At 48.9% G+C, this 23,957-nt stretch carries 20 protein-coding genes; 5 read left to right on the top strand and 15 right to left on the bottom strand.

What is annotated here, in order from left to right; all coding sequences use genetic code 11:
- The first annotated feature begins 87 nt into the window (after positions 1-87).
- On the top strand, positions 88-354 hold the full coding sequence (locus tag ACTQ1O_RS09775) for a heavy-metal-associated domain-containing protein (RefSeq protein WP_441487100.1): 267 nt from the start codon (positions 88-90) through the stop codon (positions 352-354).
- Between the two features lie 461 nt (positions 355-815).
- Here the strand turns inward: ACTQ1O_RS09775 and ACTQ1O_RS09770 are convergent, their stop codons facing one another.
- Positions 816-2,066, bottom strand: coding sequence for an AI-2E family transporter (locus ACTQ1O_RS09770; protein ID WP_441487099.1), 1,251 nt, complete (start codon positions 2,064-2,066; stop codon positions 816-818).
- 208 nt (positions 2,067-2,274) lie between these two features.
- On the opposite strand from ACTQ1O_RS09770, the gene yfbR reads away from it, so the two are divergent.
- A complete protein-coding gene (gene yfbR / locus ACTQ1O_RS09765) occupies positions 2,275-2,907 on the top strand; it encodes a 5'-deoxynucleotidase (RefSeq protein WP_441474962.1) in 633 nt (210 codons plus the stop codon).
- Here the strand turns inward: yfbR and ACTQ1O_RS09760 are convergent.
- The 10 genes from ACTQ1O_RS09760 to ACTQ1O_RS09715 form a co-directional block, all read right to left on the bottom strand.
- Positions 2,864-3,169, bottom strand: coding sequence for an AzlD domain-containing protein (locus ACTQ1O_RS09760; protein ID WP_441100759.1), 306 nt, complete (start codon positions 3,167-3,169; stop codon positions 2,864-2,866). The genes yfbR and ACTQ1O_RS09760 overlap by 44 nt on opposite strands.
- Position 3,170: 1 nt before the next feature.
- Positions 3,171-3,935, bottom strand: coding sequence for an AzlC family ABC transporter permease (locus ACTQ1O_RS09755; RefSeq protein WP_441487129.1), 765 nt, complete (start codon positions 3,933-3,935; stop codon positions 3,171-3,173).
- 202 nt (positions 3,936-4,137) lie between these two features.
- Positions 4,138-5,022, bottom strand: a complete 885-nt coding sequence (locus ACTQ1O_RS09750) for a methionyl aminopeptidase (protein WP_441487098.1) — start codon at positions 5,020-5,022, stop codon at positions 4,138-4,140.
- A gap of 157 nt (positions 5,023-5,179) precedes the next feature.
- Positions 5,180-6,955 (bottom strand): threonine--tRNA ligase, encoded by a 1,776-nt coding sequence (gene thrS, locus ACTQ1O_RS09745; protein WP_441487097.1) that lies wholly within the window; start codon positions 6,953-6,955, stop codon positions 5,180-5,182.
- 325 nt (positions 6,956-7,280) lie between these two features.
- Entirely contained in the window at positions 7,281-8,804 is a 1,524-nt protein-coding gene (locus ACTQ1O_RS09740) for an AAA family ATPase (protein ID WP_441487096.1), read from the bottom strand.
- 595 nt (positions 8,805-9,399) lie between these two features.
- Positions 9,400-10,674, bottom strand: a complete 1,275-nt coding sequence (locus ACTQ1O_RS09735) for a substrate-binding domain-containing protein (RefSeq protein WP_441487095.1) — start codon at positions 10,672-10,674, stop codon at positions 9,400-9,402.
- A gap of 302 nt (positions 10,675-10,976) precedes the next feature.
- A complete protein-coding gene (locus ACTQ1O_RS09730) occupies positions 10,977-11,954 on the bottom strand; it encodes an ABC transporter permease (protein WP_441100821.1) in 978 nt (325 codons plus the stop codon).
- 13 nt (positions 11,955-11,967) lie between these two features.
- Positions 11,968-13,479, bottom strand: a complete 1,512-nt coding sequence (locus tag ACTQ1O_RS09725; RefSeq protein ID WP_441487094.1) for a sugar ABC transporter ATP-binding protein — start codon at positions 13,477-13,479, stop codon at positions 11,968-11,970.
- Positions 13,480-13,494: 15 nt separating this feature from the next.
- Entirely contained in the window at positions 13,495-14,475 is a 981-nt protein-coding gene (locus ACTQ1O_RS09720) for an ABC transporter permease (protein ID WP_441474955.1), read from the bottom strand.
- A 241-nt stretch (positions 14,476-14,716) separates the two neighbouring features.
- Positions 14,717-15,730, bottom strand: a complete 1,014-nt coding sequence (locus tag ACTQ1O_RS09715) for a LacI family DNA-binding transcriptional regulator (protein ID WP_441487093.1) — start codon at positions 15,728-15,730, stop codon at positions 14,717-14,719.
- A gap of 634 nt (positions 15,731-16,364) precedes the next feature.
- On the opposite strand from ACTQ1O_RS09715, the gene ACTQ1O_RS09710 reads away from it, so the two are divergent.
- The 3 genes from ACTQ1O_RS09710 to ACTQ1O_RS09700 all read left to right on the top strand — a co-directional run bounded on the left by ACTQ1O_RS09710 (position 16,365) and on the right by ACTQ1O_RS09700 (position 19,246).
- Positions 16,365-17,279 carry an ATP-binding cassette domain-containing protein gene (locus tag ACTQ1O_RS09710; protein ID WP_441487092.1) on the top strand — a complete coding sequence of 305 codons (915 nt, stop codon included), beginning with the start codon at positions 16,365-16,367 and terminating at the stop codon, positions 17,277-17,279.
- Positions 17,276-18,169 (top strand): ABC transporter permease, encoded by an 894-nt coding sequence (locus tag ACTQ1O_RS09705; RefSeq protein ID WP_441487091.1) that lies wholly within the window; start codon positions 17,276-17,278, stop codon positions 18,167-18,169. The genes ACTQ1O_RS09710 and ACTQ1O_RS09705 overlap by 4 nt, the downstream gene beginning before the upstream one ends.
- An 87-nt stretch (positions 18,170-18,256) precedes the next feature.
- Complete coding sequence (locus ACTQ1O_RS09700; protein ID WP_441487090.1) at positions 18,257-19,246, top strand: hypothetical protein; 990 nt, start codon at positions 18,257-18,259, stop codon at positions 19,244-19,246.
- A gap of 321 nt (positions 19,247-19,567) precedes the next feature.
- Here the strand turns inward: ACTQ1O_RS09700 and ACTQ1O_RS09695 are convergent, their stop codons facing one another.
- From ACTQ1O_RS09695 to ACTQ1O_RS09680, 4 genes are all read right to left on the bottom strand, one after another.
- Complete coding sequence (locus tag ACTQ1O_RS09695) at positions 19,568-19,855, bottom strand: acylphosphatase (protein ID WP_441487128.1); 288 nt, start codon at positions 19,853-19,855, stop codon at positions 19,568-19,570.
- A 50-nt stretch (positions 19,856-19,905) separates the two neighbouring features.
- Positions 19,906-21,813 (bottom strand): Na/Pi cotransporter family protein, encoded by a 1,908-nt coding sequence (locus ACTQ1O_RS09690; protein WP_441487089.1) that lies wholly within the window; start codon positions 21,811-21,813, stop codon positions 19,906-19,908.
- Positions 21,814-22,164: 351 nt separating this feature from the next.
- Positions 22,165-22,980, bottom strand: coding sequence for an ABC transporter ATP-binding protein (locus ACTQ1O_RS09685; RefSeq protein ID WP_441487088.1), 816 nt, complete (start codon positions 22,978-22,980; stop codon positions 22,165-22,167).
- Positions 22,974-23,939 (bottom strand): ABC transporter permease, encoded by a 966-nt coding sequence (locus ACTQ1O_RS09680; RefSeq protein WP_441474948.1) that lies wholly within the window; start codon positions 23,937-23,939, stop codon positions 22,974-22,976. Before ACTQ1O_RS09680 ends, ACTQ1O_RS09685 begins: the two co-directional genes overlap by 7 nt.
- Positions 23,940-23,957 lie beyond the last annotated feature (18 nt).

Below are 23,957 nucleotides of genomic sequence, written 5' to 3'. Positions count from 1 at the left end.
CTCCTTTCCGCTTGACCATAGCTGTTCAAATGCTATAATATATGTTAATTGCAGTTAACTGCATGGAAGCATGGAAAGGAGAACATAATGTACAAGACTACAGCATCTATTGAAGGCATGAGCTGCGGAATGTGCGAAGCTCATATCTGCGATGTCATCCGCAAGACTTTTCCCCGCGCAAAGAAGGTTTCCGCCTCTCACATCAAGAACACTGCTGCCTTCCTGACAGAGGATGAAATTGACAGCAATCTGCTGAAGAAATGTATCGAGGAAACCGGTTATCACTATAAAGGATGCCGGACGGAATCTTTCGAGAAAAAGGGGCTCTTCCACTTCGGAAAATCCAAGGACTGAATCTGTTCCAAAAAATCCGATGATTTATTTTAAAAAAAGTTTGACAATTTTAACACGTTATGATATTTTATTAACTGTGGTTAGTAATCACTAACTTCGCTGCATACAAAATCCTTTCAAAATTGTGATGTCCGGAACGCCACGGACATCGCGGCCGCTTTGGCGCTGCCGTGCATTATCCTAAGCGGGGAATTCAGATCCCTCCACACCGGCTCCCGGACCTCTCCGGGCAGGGAGCCGACAAAAATCTGCATTCCAGAAAAAATGCGCGGCAGTCCAATCCGCCGGTCTTACGAAGGACTGCGGACACGCAGTGTGCAGCAACAGACATTTGGGAATGTATACCCATCATAACTAAATGGGACGTGCCCATCACACGCCCCGCCTCCTCAAATGAGAGGTGGCATCATCACCCACCTCTAATATCTATCCGAAGCACTGTCTCCCATCAAGGCAGTGCTTTATTTGGGTTCTGCGCCTCTCTCGTCCGCCGCTTCCTCTCTTCTCTCTGACGCCGGTTCCGCGCTTTCATTCCTGCCAGCCTCATGGCCGTTTTTTTCTGCCTGTGCCTGCTCCCGGTCACGTCTCTTGCTCTTCCGGTTTTCCAGTACCACCAGAATATAATTGTTGTATACATAATCCGAAATTGCCGCGAACGGAATTGCCAGAAGGATTCCGGGTACGCCGAACATTCTTCCTCCGACAATAATGCAGACGAGAATCCACACCGATGAGACACCCAGCGTGTTGCCAAACAGCTTTGGCTTGATCACATAACCGTCAATTGTCTGCAGAATGATTGTAAAAATGATAAACCACAGAGCATGCCATGGATTGTTCAGCACAAGGATAAACGCGCCGACAACCCCGCCGACGATCGGTCCGAAGGTCGGCGCCAGATTTGTCACTCCCACCACCACGGAAATCAAAAGATTATAGGGCAGACCCGCAATCAGGAAAAACACAAAGTTTGAGACTCCGATGATCAGCGCGTCCAGAAGTTCTCCCACGATATAACGGATCATGATTGTATTGCAGTGATTCCAGAATTTACAGGAGCTCTGGAACATCCGTTCTGAGAGAATCGCGTGCATCAGCTTTCCGAATCCCGCCTGAAGCCTGCTCTTGTCCGCGAGAAAATAGATCGACATGATCACGGCAATCACCCAGGTCATAATGTTTCTGCCGATCGAAAACGACGTATTGATGATGCTGTCTACATTAGAAGGGATTTTCCCGACTATGGTATCCAGAAGCGCCTGACCGCCGTTGAGAATCTTGGAAAAATCAAACCTTGATCCGGCTGCCTTCTCCTGCAGATTCGCGAGGAGCGTTCGAATCTCATCCGCATATACATTGACATTATTGAAGAAAATAATTATGCTGTTTACAATCTGCGGGATCAATGCCACCATCAGGAACACAAATCCGGCCAGAATAATCAGGATCGTACAGACAACGGCCAGATTTCTCCGGGCTGTCTCCCTGCGCATCCGGCGGAACACGTAGTGTTCGAATACCTTGGTCAGCGGATCCATGACATACGCGATAATCAGCGCGATAATTACCGGATTGATAAAACCGAAGAAGGCAGCGATGCATCTGCCGACCACATCAAGATGCGAAAAAAACAAATATACAAGAACGCCGATGCTGATTGCCAGCGCATTGGATGCCCAACGGTTTTTCAGGATGTTTTTGTTGAACTTCATAGGTCACTCCCGGAGTTGTAAGATACAGATTTATGCGCTGCGGCTGCCCCCGCTCGGTTCACGCGGCCGGCCTCCCGCATGTTCAATAGTAATATAGTTCCTGTTTTTATGCAAGAAGGATGCTTTTCCGTGAACGCCAACGGGCACTGCCCCTTTCATTGAGCTTCCGGTCGATCGAAGAATTATTCCATACAGAAAGGACGCTTCTATGCAGCACAATTTTTTTGCCACGATCTCAAGAATGAAATACATTGAAAGATGGGCGCTCATGCGCAATTCCAGACCGGAAAACCTCAGCGAGCATTCCCTTGAGGTCGCCATGATCTCTCACGCGCTCTGCGTCATAGGAAATGTAAGATACGGGAGACATCTGAACGCAGAAAAGGCCGCACTCTGCGGCCTGTACCATGACGCGTCGGAAATCATAACCGGTGACATGCCGACGCCTGTGAAATACGCGAATCAGAAGCTGAAAACAGCTTACAAGGAAGTGGAGGCGGACTCCGAAAACCGTCTGCTCGATGAACTTCCGGATGATCTCCGTCCCGCCTTTGAAGGGATTTTCCATGCAGAGAGCACGGAAGAAGAGCACTATATGCGCCGTCTGGTCAAGGCCGCCGATAAAATCTCTGCGCTCATCAAATGTATCGAGGAGGAGAATTCCGGCAACCGGGAATTCCGGACAGCGAAATCAACCACCGAAGAATCCATCCGTCATCTTGCCGCTGAAATGCCGGAGGTAACGGACTTCGTGAACGAATTTCTTCCTTCATATGGAAGGACTCTCGATGAACTGCTCACAGAATCAGTCCGACCAAAAACACAACCGCACAACAGCTGATCGCCACCGCGAAAAGATCTTCTGTGATCCATGCCACAATCAGCCCGACAATCAATGCCGCTGCGCCTGCCGCAACGTGATCGGTTGCCGTGAGAATGGCAGGAAAGGTCATAACCGCCAGGGTCACATACGGGACATAATAAAGAAAGGACCGGAACCACCTGCTGCGGATCGGTTTGCGGATGAACAGAAACGGCAGCAGCCGGATGGCATAAATGGTAAGTGCCATGATCAGCAGAGAAAGATATATGTTTTCTGACATCTCAGTTCACCTCTCCCTTCTCCGCCGATTCCTCTCCGTCTTCTCGCGGACGGAGTGCTGCCGCAATTCCCGCAATCACAATCGTCAGAATGATGACCCGGAAGCCGGAGGAGATACCGTCAAGTCCCGGAATCACGGAAAACAGCCAGCTAGCAAACATCGATACACCTACCAGACCGCCGATAAAATGATTTTTCTTTGCCGGCGGAATAATGATCGCAAGAAACATCCCGTACATGGCGACGCCGAGCGCATTGGAAGCCCAGGCCGGCAGGATGTTCCCCATCAGCACGCCGAGAACCGTCCCCGCACACCAGCCCGAGACCGAAACGGCAGTGATCCCGTAGGTGTACCGCGGATCGAGGAAGCCGTCCACAGAGACGGACAATCCGAAGATCTCATCCGTCATACAGTATGCCAGGAGGAACCGGTGCAGGGGGCTGCTCTTCGGATCAAGCTTCTGTGTAAGCGAGCAGCTCATGAGAAAATACCGGAGATTGACAATGACCGACGTCGTGATCATCTCGAAGATGCCTGCGCCCGCGGCGATCAGATTAATCGCCGCAAACTGTCCTGCGGACGCCACCATCGTCAGCGACATCACAAAAGACTGCACACTGTTCATTCCGGCGTTTCTGGCCGAGATTCCCAGCGCGAACGAAACGGCAAAATAACCCATACAGATCGGAATTCCGTTGCGCAAACCGTACGCAAACCATCCCGCTGCAGAATGGGGCACCTTTTTCTTTTTCCCCACAGTATCCATCATATCCCCCTGCACACTTCCTTTACTGCCTTATCACAAAGCAGCAAAAAACCTCTTCATCTCTACCAGATCTACCGGAATGCCACCGCATCCGCCCTCGAACCGACAAGCCAAAGAATTCCTCAGCCCAAAATACGTGTAGTTTTTAGATCATTGCCGTATCCTCGCACCGACGGTCCAAAGAGTTCTTCATCCGAAGGCCTCAGTACGCGATGACCTCGCATCCGTTCTCTGTCACAAGCACCTGTACCTCCCACTGCGCGGACGGAAGACCGTCCTCGGTATAGATCGTCCAGCCGTTTTCCTCATCCTGGAAAATATCATCGCGGCCCATATTCACCATTGGCTCAATTGTGAAGCACATGCCCGGTACCATCATCATCTCCGTCCCCGGAACACTGACGTAGCTCACCCACGGATCCTCATGGAATTCAATTCCGCACCCGTGGCCTCCGATTTCACGCACAACGCTGTAGCCATTCTCCAGCGCGTGCTGATGAACCGCATTTCCCATGTCCCCAAGACAGGTCCACGGCTTCACGCTCTGAATGCCAATCTCGACACATTCCTTCGTGACATCCACAAGCTTTTTCTTCTCCGGTGATACGTTCCCCATGCAGAACATGCGGGAGGAATCCGAAAAATAGCCATGATAAATGGTAGAAACATCTACATTGATGATGTCTCCGTCCTTCAGGATAACATCCGGAGAGGGAATGCCGTGGCACACCTCCTCGTTAATCGAGGTGCACACGCTCTTCGGGAACCCCTCATAATTCAACGGGGCGGGGATTCCCCCCATCTTTGTGGTCGTATCATACACGATCCGGTCGATCTCCTCGGTGCTCATACCGATCTTTATTCTGGAAGCGACCTCATCGAGCACCGCGATGTTGATTTTCGCGCTGGCCTTGATTCCCTCGACCTGCTCCGGGGTCTTGATCAGCTTCCTTTCGGGAACGATAAATCCCTTTACCTCAAATTCACGGATTTTTTCATCAAAATCCATATGGCAATGTTTATACTTCTTTCCGCTTCCGCACCAGCATGGCGCGTTGCGGTCTAATTTCTTATCTTTGAACTGCATATCTGCACTCTCTTTCTTTAATTGGAACGGGATAAACCGAAAGCGGCTGCCGCAGAATGGTTCCACTGCTCACCTGTACAATCAGTGCCCCGCCTTCAGACAAGAACTGAAAGCGGCTGCCGCAGAATGGATCTGCAGCAGCCGCATGGGTTCATCATCATTCTGCTGTATCAATCAGCTCCTTCAGATGCTCTCTGTCCATCTTCGTGCACATGGCAACGAGCTGATCCAGCGGTACATTGTGAAGCTGCTGCTTCTGACCGCGAACCGTAATGGATACAGTATCCGAAGATGCCTCCTGGTCGCCGACAACAACGATATACGGATCCTTGAAGGTCTTGTAGGTCTTGATCTTCTCGTTCATGTTCTTGTCCGCGTAATCAACCTCTACACGGATACCCGCGTTCTTGAGGGCGTTTACAACCTTCTTCGCGTAGTCGTTATGCTCCGGACGGATCGGAACAACAGCCACCTGATACGGGCTCAGCCAGAACGGGAAAGCTCCCTTGTAGTTCTCGATCAGAATACCGATGAAACGCTCCATCGATCCGAAGATCGCGCGGTGAATCATTACCGGCTGCTTTACGGAGCCGTCCTGTGCCGCGTACTTCATATCAAAATTCAGCGGAAGCTGGAAGTCCAGCTGGATGGTTCCCATCTGCCATTCTCTTCCGAGAGCATCCTTCATCTTAAGATCAATCTTCGGTCCGTAGAATGCTCCGTCGCCTTCGTTCACCTCATAATTGCCCGGTCCGTATACATCGTCAAGAATATCCTTCAGATCCTTCTCGGCTTTGTCCCATACCTTGATGTCGCCCATATAATCATCCGGTCTGGTGGAAAGCTCTGCCTTGTAGGTCAGTCCGAAGGTTCCGTAGATCTGTGTCGCGATGCTCATAATATCCTTGATTTCAGAAGCAATCTGTTCCTCTGCCACAAGGATATGCGCGTCATCCTGACGGAACATCTGAACACGGAAGAGACCGTTCAGCTCTCCGGATTTCTCCTTTCTGTGGATGACATCTACCTGATTGATGCGGAACGGAAGATCTCTGTATGAACGCAAGTGCTTCTTGTACACCAGAATCGCGTTCGGGCAGTTCATCGGCTTGCACGCATAGTAATCGCTCTCATCCTCCTTGACACCCGGGATGATGAACATATTCTCTTTATAGTGGCCCCAGTGGCCGGATGTCTGCCAGAGTTTGGAGTTGCTGAGAACTGGTCCGGAAATCTCCTGATATCCGTGCTCCTCATGAATTCCTCTCCAGAAATTCAGAAGCGCGTTGAACATCTTCCACCCGCGGGGAAGCCAGTAAGGCATTCCGGGAGCGCTCTCGTCGAACATAAACAGTTCAAGCTGCGGTCCGAGCTTCTTGTGATCGCGCTCTGCGGCCTCGCGCAGGAGTTTTTTGTACTCCTTGAGCTGCTGCTTGTCCGGGAATGCGGTGACATATATTCTCTGAAGCTGATCCCTGTTCTCATCACCTCTCCAGTACGCGCCGGAAATGGAGCGAACCTCGAAAGCGACATTCATCAACTCCTGGGAGTTCTCTACGTGAGGTCCTCTGCACAGGTCAACGTAATCATCACCTGTATAGTACAGGGTGATGGTCTCGTCTTCCGGAAGCTCCTCGATCAGTTCTGTCTTGAACTTCTGATCCTTGAAAATTTCAAGCGCCTCCGCTTTGGATACAACCTTCCGTGTCCACGGTTCTCTTCTCCGTATCACCTCATGCATCTTGTCTTCGATGGTCTTGTAATCATCGTTGTTCAGCGTCCTCGGAAGTACGAAATCATAATACAGCCCGTTCTCAATCTGCGGACCGATTGCATACTGTACATTCTCTTTACCGAAGAGTTCAATGACAGCCTTCGCAAGGATATGCGCGAGTGAATGACGATAAACCGCTAAAAATTCTTCTTTTTCCATAGTACATCTCTCCTTTGCTAAGATCGCTACCAGCGATCTGCCTTATATAACTGTCACGCGCCGCTGCATTGCGCCGCTTTGCCTGACGAGTTCGATTATATACCCTCAGACTCGTATTGTCACCCGCAAATCAAACTTCGGCCGGTGTTTCCCGGAATATTGCGACTATCCTGCCGCTCAAACTGTGCGTAAATATACTTACATCATATGTTGTAAGTCTTTGCACACGTTACTTCCTCCTGTTTACGCTTCGTTCCTCGCGAAGCCTTTTTGCGGCTGCTCAGCTGTCTTCCGCAGTCTTTTGCTGTGTCTGCCGTGCTGCCTCTCATCCGAGAATCTGTCTCACCATCTCCGGTGTGAAGGTGACACCCGCAAGGTCCCCCGTTTCAATCTGATAAAGGGCATTCGCCGCCAGATGTTCCGCCGCCTGCTCCAGATCGCGGCAGCCGGGCATCCGGGCAAATTTCTCAATCACGACATCGACCGCCTCATCCGGAATGATGCACTCTTCTGCCTTCATCCCCATCCGTTTCAGAATCTTCGGAAGAGAAAATCTCGAGAAGATAACCTTCTTTTCTTCCGGCGTATAATCCGGAATATCGATAACCGCGAATCGGCTCATCAGTGGAGCGCTGATCCGAGACTTGTCGTTTGCCGTCGCGATCGGATAGACGCCTCCCGTTGGAATCATGCACTCGATGTAGTTGTCGGTATATCCCAGATTATCCAGAAGTGTCAGCAGAGCGTCCGCGGGATTTGCGCCGGAATCCCCCTGATCTGCCTTATCCAGCTCATTGATGATGAAGACAACATTGTCGGAGCCTGCTCTCGAGAACGCCTCCATGATCAGCCCAGGTTTCGCGTTCGCGTAGACTCTCGGACTTCCGGTCAGTGCCTCCGGATCCGTTATCGCACTCATATCCAGTGATGCCCACGGAAGTTTCAGGATCCTCGCGACCGCATAGGCGATCTGCGATTTTCCCACACCGGCAGGACCGGCCAGAAGGAGTCCATAGGCAGGAAGAGTGTGTGTGCGGTTGATCTGGATGATCGTCTCAATGATTCTCTGTTTCACCTTTTCCAGTCCGTACAGCTCCTCGTCGAGAATTTCACGGGCGCGCTTCGGATCGATCGACTCAAACCATGCGCCCTTCCACTGAATATTCAGCATCATGGAAAGCGCACGCTGCGCATGCCGTCTCTCGTCCTGGCTGATGGTATTGGTTCGGATCAGAGACAGATTCCGCTGCGCCCATCTCCGGATATTCGACGGAAGTACAGCTCCCGCACACGCCAGAAAATCCGTCATGCTTGAAATGTCCGTCAGCTTTACCTGCTCTTCCTGCTCCTCCTCTTCCTCCTCCGGGTCAGATTCCTCCTGAAATCTCCCCGCCAGAATCCGTCCGATCGTCATCTGCAGAAATCCGTCCGTGCCCGCGGCAACCTTTCCCGAATAATTGACCGCATGAACCTTGTAAATTCCGAATCCATCCGCCATCTGACAGCCGGACAGCCTTACCGGAACCTGATTTTCTCCGAGCCATCTGATCATCTGCTCAAATCTGCGGTCCACCCTGAGGATATCGGTATACTCCGGACCGGCCCCGGTCTTATACTCAAACCCTGTCCTTCTCGAAGGATTCATGAAATTGCCTGTAACATGGTGCCTCAGTTTTTCCCCGGACGGCTGTCTCAGTATGAGAAACGGATGCTCCGGATTCGCCGTGTCCGCCTCAGAATCAAATGTCGTATAGGTACATACGGGGCCATCCGGACTTTTTGCCTTCTTCGCCTCACGAAGAGATTTCAGGTCAAATACCTGACTGCCTCTTGACTGGATTTCCGTCATTTCAATTCCTCCGATAGATAAAAATATAAGAACGTTGTCTTCAGCTGATAAGTTATGATGCCCTCCGGAGTTCAGCTGCCGCAATACTGATCCCAGAGTATACCTGTCACAGAGAATTTGCCACAATAGGCCTGCAGGATTGCAGTTGTTTCTTAATATACACTTTGAGTCTAACAAAATCGGCTTCGCAAATCAATATTTGCATATGCGACGCGCGTGACAATCCTGTCTGCGTTTTCGATACATTGTGCCACACACTGTATAAAGCCAGCTGCTCCGTTGCTTCGCAACTCTCGCAGCTGCCACATGTGACCGACTTCGTCGGTCTGTCGCGGCGTTCGCCCCACCGCTTCACACTTTGTGTGAGCGGGTGTGGCTCACTGCCCGCGCATATTCGCATTCTCGCGGTGTTTCACACCGCTCCATGCTCATACATGTTAGCGTCGTTCAAGCGGGCAGTTTTCTGTGCATGCTTCGCATGCCCAAAAACTGCCCGCTTGACGACGGCTTTATACAGTAAAAAGGAGCGCGGCCATCGGCCGCACTCCCGTCATTTTAAATGATATTCATCTGAATGAAACTGACTTACAGACAATTAGTCGTACAGGTTCGGAGCGATTTCCGGATCGTCGATGTTGTCTGCATTGTACCAGTAACCTGCTGTCGGAACATCCTGAAGCTCCTGTCCGTTAGCAGCTGCTGTCAGAGCATAGATTGCGTAATATCCCATCATCAGAGGAGACTGGGTAACTGCGCCGTAGAGCTGTCCGCTCTGTACTGCTGCCTTGATGGTAGAACCAGCGTCGAAGCCGACACCGATAACATCGCCGTTGGATACGTCAGAGCCAAGAACGGAAAGGTTAGCATCTGCTGCCAGAACACCTTCTGCTGCGGTCTGGTTGGAACCGAAGATTGCGATGGTATCCTCTTTGGAAAGGATGGTCTGTGCCTCTGTGGAGCAAAGCTCTACAGTTGTCTGTGCCGGAACTGCTACCTCGATTACAACATCTGTATCACCGGTATCAGCGCCTTCAGCGTTGTTTACATAGAACTCGTTGCCTTCTACGGAAACGGTCTTGCCGTCTGCCTGGATGAGCTTGATCATCTCGTTGATGAATCCAAGACCACGCTGCTGAATGTTCAGAGCGGTAGCATCCTGGTTAACTTCACCGATACGAACCTGACCGTCAGCGTTCTTGATCTCGTCCTTGATCGCATCATACATGTTGTCTGCTGCTACAGAGCCTGCCTGTCCGTTATCTGTTGCTACGGTACATACGATGGATCCGTCCGGAGCATCCGCAACACCGGTATCAAATGCTACAACAGGAATTCCGTCTGATGCGCAGGTCTTCAGAGCGTCAAGTACGGAAGTTGTATCGCAGGCTGCAAGGCCGATTCCTACCGGCTTGGAAGAAATTGCGGAGTTCAGCATGTTAACCTGGTCAGCGATATCAGACTCGGAGTTCGGTCCCTGGCAATCATAGGTAACACCAAGCTCGTCAGCTGCCTTCTTCATACCCTGCTGAGCGGCATCCCAGTAAGTGGACTGGAAGGACTTAACCAGCATCGGGAAGTTGTAAGCCTCGTTTGCCTTCAGGCCGTCAAACTGCTTTGTAGCGTCATCTGTGCTCTCTGCCGCGGAGCTGCTGGATGTGGATGCTGCAGTCTCAGAACCGCTGGTCGATGCTACGGCTTCTGTGGAAGAGCTGGAAGTGGATGCTGCAGCGCTACTGGATGTGGATGCTGCTGAGCTGCTGGATGACTCAGATTTGCTTGCAGATGTGCTAGTGGATCCTGATCCGCATCCTGCAAGCAGAGTTGCTACCATTGCTGCACTCATTAAGGTTGCTACGACTCTACGTTTCATGTTGTTCCTCCTTTAAATACATTTATTAGTTTTCGTATTTATTTGCATTCCGAAATGTCCCTTCCGGAAATAACAAATCCAATATATCATTTTTTGAATAAACTGTAAACATTTTTTGAATAATCTGTGTCCAAAATCATCCACAAATTATTATTTGAAATTTTGTCATTTTCGTATAAATTCTTTGAAAACATCAAATCTTTTTCTGGATCCGCGGCCGGATGCAATTCTCAGGCTTGTTGCCGTCAAATATGTCTGACAGCAAAGAACCTTCTGCACCCGTCCGCGGCTGAATGCAAGCTTCAGACTGCAGCTGCGCGGCGTTTCTTGATGATATCAATCAGTACGGCTACAATCAGAACCACACCGGTGATAATCTGCTGCCAGTTCGCCTGCAGGCCGATGTAGGGAAGACCTGTCTTCAGGAGGCAGATAATCATAACACCAATGAAGGTTCCGATAATGGAACCGTAACCGCCGGTTGCGGATACACCGCCGACAAATACTCCGCCGATGGCATCCATCTCAAGTCCGGCTCCGGTACCAGGCTGTACGGTAGGCGTTACCGCCGCATAGGCGATCGCCGCAAGTCCTGTAAAGAAACCGCAGACAACATAAACCATTACGTGATAGAATTTTACATTAATTCCGGAAAGAGCAGTTGCCTCTCTGTTCGATCCGATGGCGATGGTATAACGGCCGAATCTGGTGTGATTCAGAACGAACTCCATGACAAACATCAGCACCAGCATCACGAAAAATCCGATGGGGAACTTAAACGCTCCTCTTCCGGAGCCGAAGGTCAGCTTGAAGATCGAATGAAACCATCCGCCGGGCTGCTGCAGCGTCGGCCACGGAGTAGCCGGGCACATAGATCCGATACCACGGGTAATCATGCAGGTGGAAAGGGTGGCAATGAACGGAGCCAGTCCCATGACACCGATCAGAACTCCGTTCAGAAGTCCGATCGCGCATCCGAAGAGGATGCAGATCAACATGGCAGCCACAACCGGAATGTTGTTGTTCCGGATCAGGGTTCCGCCGACCAGCGCGTAACATACCATACCGGTACCGATGGACAGGTCTACACCTGCGGTAATCAGCGGGAAGGTTACACCGAAGCCCATCAGCATGTCATAGTAAGAGAAGTCCAGCATACTAAGGATAGAAGAATACTTACGGAACTCCTTACTAAATATGAAATAGATTACCATCAGCAGAATCGCGATGAGTAACGCTATATATCTCTGATCATTCAATAAAGATTTCTTCTTCGTCATGTCTGTCTCCCCCTCAATTGATATTCCGAGTAGCCTTATCCATGATGTTCTCCTGTGTGGCTTCCTCGATCCGGATTTCACCGGTTTTTCTGCCCTCACACATAACCACGATACGGTCACTCATTCTGAGAATCTCAGTCATTTCAGAAGAAATCATGATAATCGATTTTCCTTCTGATGCCAGCTTGTTCATTAATTTGTAGATCTCGTTCTTCGCGCCTACATCGATACCTCTGGTAGGCTCATCAAAGATCAGAATATCACTGTTACGGATCAGCCACTTGGCAATGACAACCTTCTGCTGGTTGCCGCCGGACAGGTTCATAACAAGCTGATCCGCGCTCGGTGTCTTCGTCGCGAGTTCCTTGATCAGTCTCTCTGTCTCCTTCTTTTCTTTTGCCTTATTGATAAAAGGTCCGTTTGAAAAATCATCAAGACATGCCAGTGTAGAGTTCTCAATGATCGATTTCTGTACAACTACTCCGAAACGGCGTCTGTCCTCGGAAAGGTATCCGATTCCGGCTCTTACCGCGTCCTGCGGATTGTTGATCGTAACCTCATGCAGCTTACCGTCCTTGCCCATGATCGAGATCGTTCCGCTCTGCTTCGGATCTGCGCCGAAGATTGCTCTCGCCGTCTCGGTACGGCCCGCACCCATCAGTCCGGAGAATCCGAGGATTTCTCCCTTGTGAAGCTCAAAGCTCACATCCTGAACCATGTGACCCGCATTGAGATGATCCACCTTCAGAACAACCGGTGCGTCCGGCGGACACATGCTGTGTGTCTTCGGATCCTCATAGATCACACGTCCTACCATCATGTTGATGATGTCTTCCTTCGTGGAATCCTTGGTAATCAGCGTTCCTACATATCCGCCGTCCCGCATGACCGTTACACGGTCTGTGATGACCTTGATCTCATCCATACGATGAGAGATGTAAATGATACCCATGTTCTGCTCCCGCAGATCACGGATGATCTTGAACAGATCATCAATTTCCTTCTCTGTCAGCGCGGCAGACGGCTCATCGAAGATAATCAGCTTGCAGTCGTGGGAAATTGCCTTGGCGATCTCGCACATCTGCTGCTTTCCGACTGTCAGATTCTTCATCTTCTCTTTCGGGTTGATGTCGATCTTCAGCCGCTCAAACAGTTTTTTGGAATCCTCGATCATCTTTCTGTCATCGATACGGATTCCCTTCTTCGGCTCCCGGCCGATGAAGATATTCTGCGCAACGGTCAGATCGCCGACCATGTTCAGCTCCTGGTGCACGATGACTACGCCCGCGTCCTGAGCCTCTCTTGTGTTGTGGAACTCTACTTCTTTTCCAAAATATGTGATTGTTCCGGAATCCTTCTTGTAAATTCCGGTAAGAACCTTCATCAGTGTTGATTTTCCGGCACCGTTTTCTCCCATCAGCGCATGTACTTCACCGGCTCTGACCTCGAGGTTTACATGATCCAGTGCGTGAACGCCAGGAAAAGATTTATCGATACCCTTCATTGTTAAAATGACTTCGCCCATTCTCTTCTCCTTTCCTTAGTTCTTTCTGCGTCTGGCGGTTACATCAGCGTATACTGCGACGATAACGATGATACCGGTTACAATCAGCTGTATATCTTTACCAAGTCCAAGTGCAAGGATTCCCTCCTGCAGCAGTGAAATGATAAATACACCGATTACCGTTCCGAGAATAGATGCAAGACCGCCGACCATGGAAGTTCCTCCCATGACGCATCCTGCGATGGCCTCGTTGTTGTACTGATCGCCATATCCGGGCTGAACTGTGGTATATGCTGCCACGAAGAAAATTGCAGCGATTCCGGTGAGAAGTCCGCACATTACATATGCGCTCATCTCCCATTTCTTTGTGTTGACGCCGGACAATCTGACTGCTTCACGATTGGATCCCAGGCAGAGGATATAACGTCCCATCTTTGTATTGTAGAGAATGATGCCGCAGATGACAGCCGCGATGGCAAAGATCACCAGTCCGACCGGAAAACCGTTGAAGGATACGATGTTACGGAACCATCCGTTCACCGGGTCCGTGGAAAGCGGCCAGCTCTGTGACTGCGTCTTGGTGAATACAGCAGCAGCGCCTTTCGCGATGTTCATCGACGCCATGGAAATGATAAACGGCGGAACCTTCTGATACGCCACCATATATCCGTTGAAAATTCCAAATACCAGTCCGATAATGATTGCAATGATGATGTCCGCAACCAATGGCATTTTGTAGGAATTCAGGCAATAGCCTCCGACCAGCGCGCAACAGAACATAACTGGTCCGATCGAGAAATCGATACCTCCTGTTGCGATTACAAAGGTAACGCCGAGTGACAAGAAGCCAAGAAAATAAACGTAGTTCATGGTATTCAGCAGGTGCTTTGTACCCGCGGCCGCAAATCCTTTGATTCCGACACAGAATGCCACGTACATGAGAATCAATACGCAAATCAGTATGATCCTGTTGAATCCGATTTTCTTGACGATTGGGTTTTGCTTGATCTTTTCCAATTTTCTCCCTCCCGATGCATAGTTTTTGCCTTTCAAAGCTCCGGACGATCTGCGGTTATCGGCACCCGTGGCATCCGGCGTTTTGTGAGATTTCACCAAAACCTGTCATGGTGAAACGTTTCGCTGTGTCCTATTATGGCTTAATTCACATTTCTTGTCAATAGTTTTTGCACAAATAAAACGTGTGAATTCACAGTTTGTCGTTCAATTGCACAAACTCTAAAACTCTGCACATTTATTCTCAGCACTCGCATCCCCCTATCGGGCGAATCGAATCCCCCTTCATCACCGTTGCCTTCAGCACAACGTTTCTGGGTGCAAGATCTTCCTTGCTGTTGATCCGTTCCAGCAGCAGCTCTACACTTCTGGACCCAAGTTCCTCCATCGGCTGCTTCATCACGTAAAGCTTCGGACTGATGATCCTCGGCAGAAGAAGATCATCAAAACCAAACAAAGAAATATCTTCCGGGCAGTGAAATCCGGACTCATTCACCGCCATAACAACTCCCAGGTTAATATCGTAATTTGCCATAAAAACCGCCGTCGGCCGCTCCGGCAATGCCAGAAGCTCTTTCATGCTCTGATATCCGTAATCCACCGTCTGGCTTCCAGTCTTGATGTATTCTTTTCGCACCTCAAGCCCATGCTGTTCCATCGCCTCCAGATATCCCTGCTTTCTCTGCGCTCCGGTGTATTCATGATCAGAACAGATAATTGCAATCTTTCTGTGTCCCGCACCAATCAGAGTATTCACTGCTTCCTCCGCGGCTTCTTTATTATTGATGGTAACACAGTCTTCCCTGTTTCCATTCAGAGCCCGGTCGATCAACACAATGGGGATGCCGGCATCCCGCGCCGGCTGCAGAAAATCCGCATCCCGCTCTGCCGGTATAATGATGATACCATCCACCTTCTTATTAAGAAGAAACTGCAGATTCGAGTGCTCCATCTCCGCGTCTCCGGCGGAATCGCAGATCAGCACACCATAGCCCTTTTTTCTAAGTTCCTTACCGATGGTGCTCAGAATCGTCCCGTTGAAGATACTGGCAATGTTGTACACGATGACACCGATTGTCTTTGTCCGGTTGGTGACCAGACCCCGTGCAATTTCATTCGGCCGGTAATGCAGGCGATTCACTGCTTCCTCGATCTTCTCCCTGTTTTTCGGGAGTACATTTCCTCCGTTGAGATATTTTGAAATTGTCGCAAGCGAAAGGCCGGTTTCCTCTCTGATGTCCTTAATGGTTGCAGGCATATTTTTCCCCCTCTTACACTCTCCGGCGAATTTTTTCGTCATATTTCTAGAGCAAAACGTTTCGTAATGAAATAATTATATCTTTCTGCACAAATTATTTCAAGAGCATTCTTAAGCTCTATCTCTTTTGGCTGCCCATTCCGCTATTTCGAAGCAGGATCACCTGCTGCGTTTTTCTTGTGTTCGATCGTTCTTCTTCACGGTTATCCTCTTTTGTCCTAAGGTCGTAAATACAAGAATCTCTTCCTTACACACAGGACAGATCTGTCCATTCTGAACAAGGGAAGCTCAGCTGTCCTTGCTGATGTATGCGGACCATTCAGGCATGATTATGAACGGTCCTGGATAATTCCCTCCTGCACAGGTGAACGGAACTTCCGAAGAGAAATCAGAAACGAGATAAAACACGCTGCGCGAGTTTTATCTCGCTATCGCGACGCTCGCCGCAGACGAATACTTCGCATTCGTCTGCGGCTCACTGTTCGCGTAAATAAAAAGCTACCGCCTAAAAGTTCATAGCCGTAAGAAATATGGATTGACAGCACTGGAGCAGGCTGTCAGTATGGAATTAAAAGGATAAATCAGAATTAGAAGCTCGTAATTCTACAGGTAAAAGTAAACAGGAGGAAAGCGAATGAGCGATATTATTCAAATCAATAATCTTAACAAGAGTTTTGGAAGTGTAAACGCTGTTCAGGATTTGAGTTTTCGCGTGAAAAAGGGAGAGCTGTTTGCTTTTCTTGGTATCAATGGGGCAGGAAAATCAACTACAATCAATATCATGTGCGGACAGCTGCCGAAAGACAGCGGAAGCGTTTTTATTGACGGGCACGATTTAGATAAGGATGTGGACGATATTAAGCGCGAACTGGGTGTAGTTTTTCAATCATCTGCCCTGGATTCCGCCCTTTCTGTTTATGATAATCTGGAAAGTCGTGCCGCTTTGTATGGCATTACCGGAATGGATTTTAAGAAACGACTTGCGGAACTGGCGAAAATATTAGATTTTGAAAACCTGTTGAAACGCACCGTTGGCAAATTATCAGGAGGACAGCGCCGGAGAATTGATATTGCAAGGGCTTTGTTTCATAAGCCTGAAATCCTTATTCTTGATGAGCCGACAACAGGGCTTGATCCGCAGACACGCCGACTTATCTGGAATGTCATCTCAAGTTTTCGCAGGAATGAAAACATGACTGTATTTTTAACGACGCACTATATGGAAGAAGCCGCGGAAGCTGATTATGTTGTAATCATTGACGATGGGAAAATATCCGCAGAGGGCACTCCTCTTGAATTAAAAAATCTTTATACCGGGGATTACATCACAATTTATGATGTAAAGGAAAAGGACATTAAGGCACTTGATGTGGAATATGAGCAAACCAGAAACGGTTATCGCCTTTCTATACCGGATACAAAGGCTGCTACCGAACTGATTATTCGTAATCCGCAGTTGTTTAATGATTACGAAATAACAAAAGGAAAGATGGACGATGTTTTTCTTGCTGTTACGGGCAAAACACTGGCGGGAGGTGAAGAAAAATGAATACAGCTTTCACACTTATCAAAAGAAACAGCAAATTGTTTTTTAAGGATAAGGGCATGTTCTTTACCTCTTTGATAACGCCTGCGATATTGCTTGTACTTTATGTGACTTTTCTCGGGAATGTGTATCGGGATGGTTTTACATCTAATTTGCCCGATTCAGTAACATTATCAGAAGACATAATAGAGGGACTGGTAGCCGGTCAGCTGATCTCATCCCTTCTTGCTGTTTCGTGTGTAACGGTTGCATTTTGTTCTAATTTTTTAATGGTGCAGGATAAGGCAAATGGTACGATAAGAGATTTAAGAATATCTCCCGTGAAGCCAGCTGCACTCTCGCTCAGTTATTTTGTTGCGGCCTTGCTTTCAACACTGATTATTTGCTTTTCTGCAACGGGTATCTGTCTCGCTTATGTGGCTATTGTCGGCTGGTATATGTCGCTCAAAGACATATTCTTTTTGTTTCTTGATGTTTTACTTCTTGTTTTGTTTGGAACAGCATTATCTTCGATTATTAACTTTTTCTTATCAACGCAAGAACAAATTTCAGCGGTAGGCACAATCATCAGTGCGGGATATGGGTTCATTTGCGGCGCATATATGCCTATTTCTTCATTCGGAAAAGGGCTGCAAAAAATAGTCTTATTTTTGCCGGGTACTTATGGTACATCACTTATCCGAAATCATACCATGCAAGGGGCCCTTGCCGAAATGCAAAATCAAGGTATTCCAGCAGAGGTTATTGAAAAGCTTAAAGATTCCCTTGATTGCAATCTTTATTTTTTCGGAAGTCAGGTAAATATCGGAACAATGTATATGATACTTGGAATTACTATTTTGGTATTGGTTGGGATTTATGTTTTATTAAACAAATTAAAAGATACTATATAAACTTGTCGTGATGATAATGATTTGCCTTGATTTTCTCCTTGACAACTGACCCATTATAGCCAGATATTAACAAAAAGGAGAAGCGCTATGAAAAACAAATTGTTTTTTAAATACATCCTGTTGTTGATCGTAACAACCACTTTGGTTCCGCTTCTGTCTGTACTCATCCTGCACAATACGGTCTTTGCGGCGGCGATACCCGCAGATTTAAAGGAATCCTCAGAAGCCATACAGAAGATGGCTGCGGAATGTTATGAAACGGAACATTCCAAAAAGCCCGACCAGATCACGATCGATTATGACAGCGCCTACGGAATTTATATTGATGTAGATCTTTTCAGCGAAAGCAGTAAATCATTCCGGAAAGTCATGGATTTATGCGCGAAGGCTCCCATGTGCTATATCGTGCCGATTCAAGCAGATGGGCAGGCAGCCATTGTTGAAGTCAGTAAAGGACTTCCTCTGAACACTTCCACCTCGAGTCTTCTTACGGAAGAAGAAAAAGAAGAAATCAAGAGCAATGAGGGAAAATGGATACCCGCAAGTCTCACCTTTGAAACGACTCCCCAGAGCACAGAACAGCAGGTTCATGAACTGCTGGATAAAAACGGACTTTCTTCCGAAACAGACCATTGCCTGATAGGCGGAGTTCCCGGAATTCATGATCTGATTCTGGTTGCAGATGCCGGGAACGGCTGTGTCTACATTCCGTTTGACAAGAGCATCTCCACTGCCTATGAATCCAGCGCTAACGCAAAGGACTTCTCAAACGAATCGATTACAGCCGATTCCTCGGAGGGACAGAGCGCAATGATTACTTCAGACAGTCAAAATATTGCGCAAACCGGAGTGGATGAGGAATTAAAGGAAGGACAGGCGTATTCCTATGAAGATTTTCAAAAGATCGCCCTCAAGAACCGTCAATATGAACAGGCGGACGATATCGTTTCCGGAGATGCGACAGCCGCCGGCCATTCATTCGGATACCGTGTCATTCTTGGAATTGGGATCGGAATCATAATCGCAGTCGCAGCGGTACTGATCGGAATGCGATTCAAAAAACATCATACGAATTAACGGATCTCTGCGCTTTTCCATCCGGCAAAGCAAGATCGCTGCCTGAATATCATCTCACCGGCGACGATTCTTCAAAATAATTGTTAAACCGATAAATTGATAAGTCAATAAACCGATACAGTGAGTATACATTTACTAAGCGTCATTCTGTAAAAGGAACGAGATAAAACACGCTGCGCGAGTTTTATCTCGCTATCGCGACGCTCGCCGCACACGAATACTTCGCATTCGGCTGCGGCTCACTGTTCGCGTAAATAATTTGAGCCCGGCAGCAAGCTGCCGGACCCATTCAAGCCTCTCATTCTTTGAAGGTCACTGTTCTCAATATCCCTTCACATCAAAATAGTATTCATGCTCTTCCACCGGAATGTTTTCCCGCTTCACATGTTCGATGTTTATCCAGGTTCCCCTGCTGATATTGTATACAAGCCGGTAGAGCTGCTCCTTCGTTCCCTGGGCTTCCATGACGACGGAACCGTCCCATTCGTTTTCCACCCAGCCGGTAACGCCCAGCTCCCTTGCCGCGTACTTTGCGCGATACCGGAACCCGACTCCCTGCACATCGCCGGTAAAGGTCATTCTCTGCCTGATTATTTTGGCTCCGTTGATATCCATAATGAAATCACGCTTTCCAGATCTTGCATCTGTCCCAAACCAAGTCAAGCCTTCTGTGCCTTGCCTTTGCCTGTCTTTGCCTTTGCCTTGGAATCCTTGTCCTTGGAACTCTTCGTCTCTCTGGATTCCTTTGCCTCCTTGCCGCCCTTATCTTTAGCTTTTTTTAATTTCTTCTTTCCGACAGCTTCCACCGCCGGAAGCCGGTACTTGCCCTGATAGGAGTCAAACTCATCGACAAACTCTGATTCGCCGCCGTATTTCACCTCGTTCAGGTATCCGTGCGTCTCAAAGCTGGAATTCTTTGTCTGGATGATGCAAACGCCGACATTGGAACAATGATCAGACACTCTCTCGCAGTTCGTAATGTAATCGGTCAGGATAATCCCCAGTTCCACCCTGCACTCGCCGGTTTTCAGGCGATCGATATGACGATTCTTGATCTCCTTGGTCAGATCATCAATAACCTCTTCCAATGGCTCGATCAGCTTTGCCTGCTGCTGATCGTCTTTTTCAAAGGACTCAAGGGTAAGGGTCATGATCTCATTCAAAGCTTCCGTCAGAACCGCAAGTTCCGACTTTGCATGTGTGGAAAACTGAAGCTTCTGATCATGCATCTGTCTCGCAAGCTTCGTCATATTGATCGCGTGGTCGCCGATACGCTCGAAATCATTGATGCAGTGAAGCATCTCGGAGATCTGGTCGCTGTCTGACTCCGTCATATCCTTGGCGGAGAGGCGTACGAGATATGTGTCGAGCTCATCCTCCAGATAGTCGAGCTCCTCCTCTTTCTTGACAATCCTTTCAATTTCCTCCTTGTCGAAGTGCTCGAACATATTCAATGCGCTGGAGAACGCCTCACGCGCGATCTTCGCCATCTCGATTGTTTTCTCCCGGCACTGACCGACCGCGAGACCCGGGGACAGGAGCAGACGCTCATCGAGCAGTGTGTACTTCTCCATCTCGGTCTTATCGTTTTCATCGACCTTGACCATTCGTTCAACCAGGCGCACAAGCTTCTGTGAGAAAGGCAGCAGAATGACGATGGTTCCGATGTTGAAGATCGTATGGAAGACCGCGATCTGGAAAGAATTGATCACATGATTAAAAATCGGGAGTCTCAGAATATATCGGAGAACAATATAAAGCACCAGCCATATAATGGTGCCGAGAATCTTGATCAGGATGTGCAGTGCAGGAACCCGCTTCGCCTTTCGGCTGACGCCGATGCTTGACAGAATCGCCGTCACACAGGTGCCGATGTTTGCGCCCATGACAATCGGTATAGCCATGCCAAAGCTGATTTTTCCCGTCAGGGAAAGTGCCTGAAGTACACCGATGGATGCCGCGGAAGCCTGAATAACCCCGGTAAATGCCGTTCCGACAAGAACGCCGATGATCGGATTGTCAAACGCAATCAGAATGTTCTGGAACTGGGGCATCTCTGCCAGCGGAGAAACCGAATCCGACATCAATGTCATGCCGTACATCAGGACAGAGAAGCCGCAGAGAATCGTTCCGATGTCTTTTTTCTTCTGTTCCTTGCAGCCCATAATCATGATGACACCGATGATCGCCACAATAGGAGCAAAATTCTGCGGTTTCAGCATGGACACAAAGATGTTGTCCGAGGAAATGCCGTTCAGGGAGAGAATCCAGGCCGTAAGCGTGGTGCCGATATCTGATCCCATGATCACATTTACTGTGGAAGCGAATTCCATAATACCAGAATTGACAAGACCGACAAGCATGACAGTAAGAGCCGAAGACGACTGAATCGCGATGGTGATGATCGCGCCCAGCGCAAGGCTCTCAAAAGGGTTCGCTGTGAGCTTTTTCAGGATGCCCTCCAGACGGCCGCCCGCCATTTTCTCCAGGTAATTCGACATGACATTCATGCCGAAAAGAAAGAAAGCCAGCCCACCAACAAGTGCGAACAGATTATATATTGACATCAATTTTCCTCCTGCACCGGAAGCCCCATTGCCCCGGTACAACTTGCTTTTCCGATAGTCCTGCAAGCTTCACGGCGGTCATCTATCCATTTTTCCGCACCGCGCAGCTGATATGACAGTTTGAAAGGTCTTCCATGCCATATCCAATGCTTCTCCGACTATCTTTGTGTTTACACTACCTTTACGATTGTAGCATAACATTATCCCTCACTTAAACCAAATTTTATAATTTCGGAGATATTTTTTTCCACATAATTCACAAAGAACAGGGTGAGCATCCTCACCCTGTTCCTCATGTGGATTATAGTGGATTATATTATCAAGATGCAAAGCATCCAGTCCCCGTCGCACTCAGTCGCCCTGCTCTGTCGACAGAAGGATACGGTCATTGTTGAAGCTTCGACCGGTTCCCTGCGCGAATTTCTCCAGCAGATCCTCTACTGTCATGCCGTCCCGCTCTTTTCCCTTTACATCAAACACAATTCTGCCGTCGCTCATCATCAGCGTCCGGTTCCCGAGCTCAAGCGCCTGATTCATGTTGTGTGTGACCATCAGACAGGTGATTTTCCGCTCAGCGACAATCTTTCTCGTAAGATCCAGAACCTTCGAAGCGGTAGCCGGATCCAGCGCCGCCGTGTGCTCATCCAGAAGAAGGATCTTCGGCGTTACCATCGTCGCCATCAGAAGCGTCAGTGCCTGTCTCTGACCACCGGACAGCAGTCCGACCGGATTCTTCATGCGATCCTCCATCCCCATATCGAGAAGGGAAAGCTGCTCCCGGAAGAATTCCTTCTCCTTCCTGCTGATTCTGCTGAAAATCGCGTGCTGTTTCTTCGAGGCTCTCAGATAGGCAATGGCAAGGTTCTCCTCGATCGTCATATGTGGAGCCGTTCCCATCAGGGGATCCTGAAAAAGTCTTCCTATATAAACGCTTCTCTTGTACTCCGGGACATAGGTGATATTCTTCCCGTCAAGAATGATGCTTCCGCAATCCGGGTAAAAGCTTCCCGCGATCGCATTGAACATCGTTGATTTTCCCGCGCCGTTAGAGCCTACGATCGTGGCAAAATCGCCATCCTCAAGCACAAGGTTTACACCGGTCAGTGCCTTCTTCTCATTGACCGTTCCGACATTGAAGGTTTTTCTGACATTCTTCAGCTTCAGCATGATCTGTCACCTCCCTCTTCCTCTTCCGCTTCTTCCATACTCATCTTCATGGAGGCACGTTTCTGCGCGTGCAGCGCAATCAGCTTCCGGATCTGCGGAGCAGTGAGCGCCACCGCGACAATCAAAGCCGACACCAGCTTGAATGCTTCTGTCGGGATTTTCAGCCGCAGCGCGACAGACATGACAAATCGATACAGAACCGAACCGATGATCACACCGATAATCCGCATCAGCATGCCACGGTTTTTGAAAAACATTTCCCCGATGATCAGCGAAGCAAGCGCGACTGTGACCATTCCCGTTCCAAGGTTGATATCGCTGTTCCCGTTATACTGTCCGATCAGACATCCCGCCATACCGGTCAGTGAGTTTGCGACGCACAGACCTACGATCGTCGTAAATGCCGGATTAATGGAAGAGGCGCGCACCATTGCTGGGCTGTCTCCGGTTGCGCGGATCGAAAGGCCAAGCCTTGTTCCGAGAAACCAATGGATCGCAAGCACGATCACGGCAAGAATGATCAGCAGAAGAACAAACGGGCTCCAGCTTTTCCACACCTTAGAGGGGTTCAACGATTTGAACATATCAAAAACCGTCGGAGAGCCGAACAGCGACAGGTTGGATGAAAATCCCATGACTGCCAGATTGATGGTGTAAAGACCGGTATTCACAATAATGCCGGCCAGAATACTCTGAACGCCGAATTTTGTCTGCAGGATCGCGGTGATGAATCCCGAGCAGACCCCCGCAGCCATTGCGGCAAAAATAGCCAGAATCGGGTGTCCCGCAATTGTCACCACCGCTCCGACCGCGCACCCGAGTGTATAGCATCCATCCGTTGAAAGATCACAGATATCCAGAATACTGAAGCTGATAAACAATGAGAGCGCAACCAGCGCATAGATCAGTCCGAGCTCCAAAGCTGTCTGGACAATTCCTATCGTTAGAAAACCTGACACGTTCAAACCCTCCCGAAA

Origin of the sequence: Bilifractor sp. LCP21S3_A7, assembly GCF_052118825.1 — a bacterium.
GTDB lineage: Bacteria > Bacillota > Clostridia > Lachnospirales > Lachnospiraceae > Bilifractor.
The sequence above is the reverse complement of the archived record's forward strand: the minus strand, read 5'-3'. Positions and strand labels throughout refer to the sequence as shown.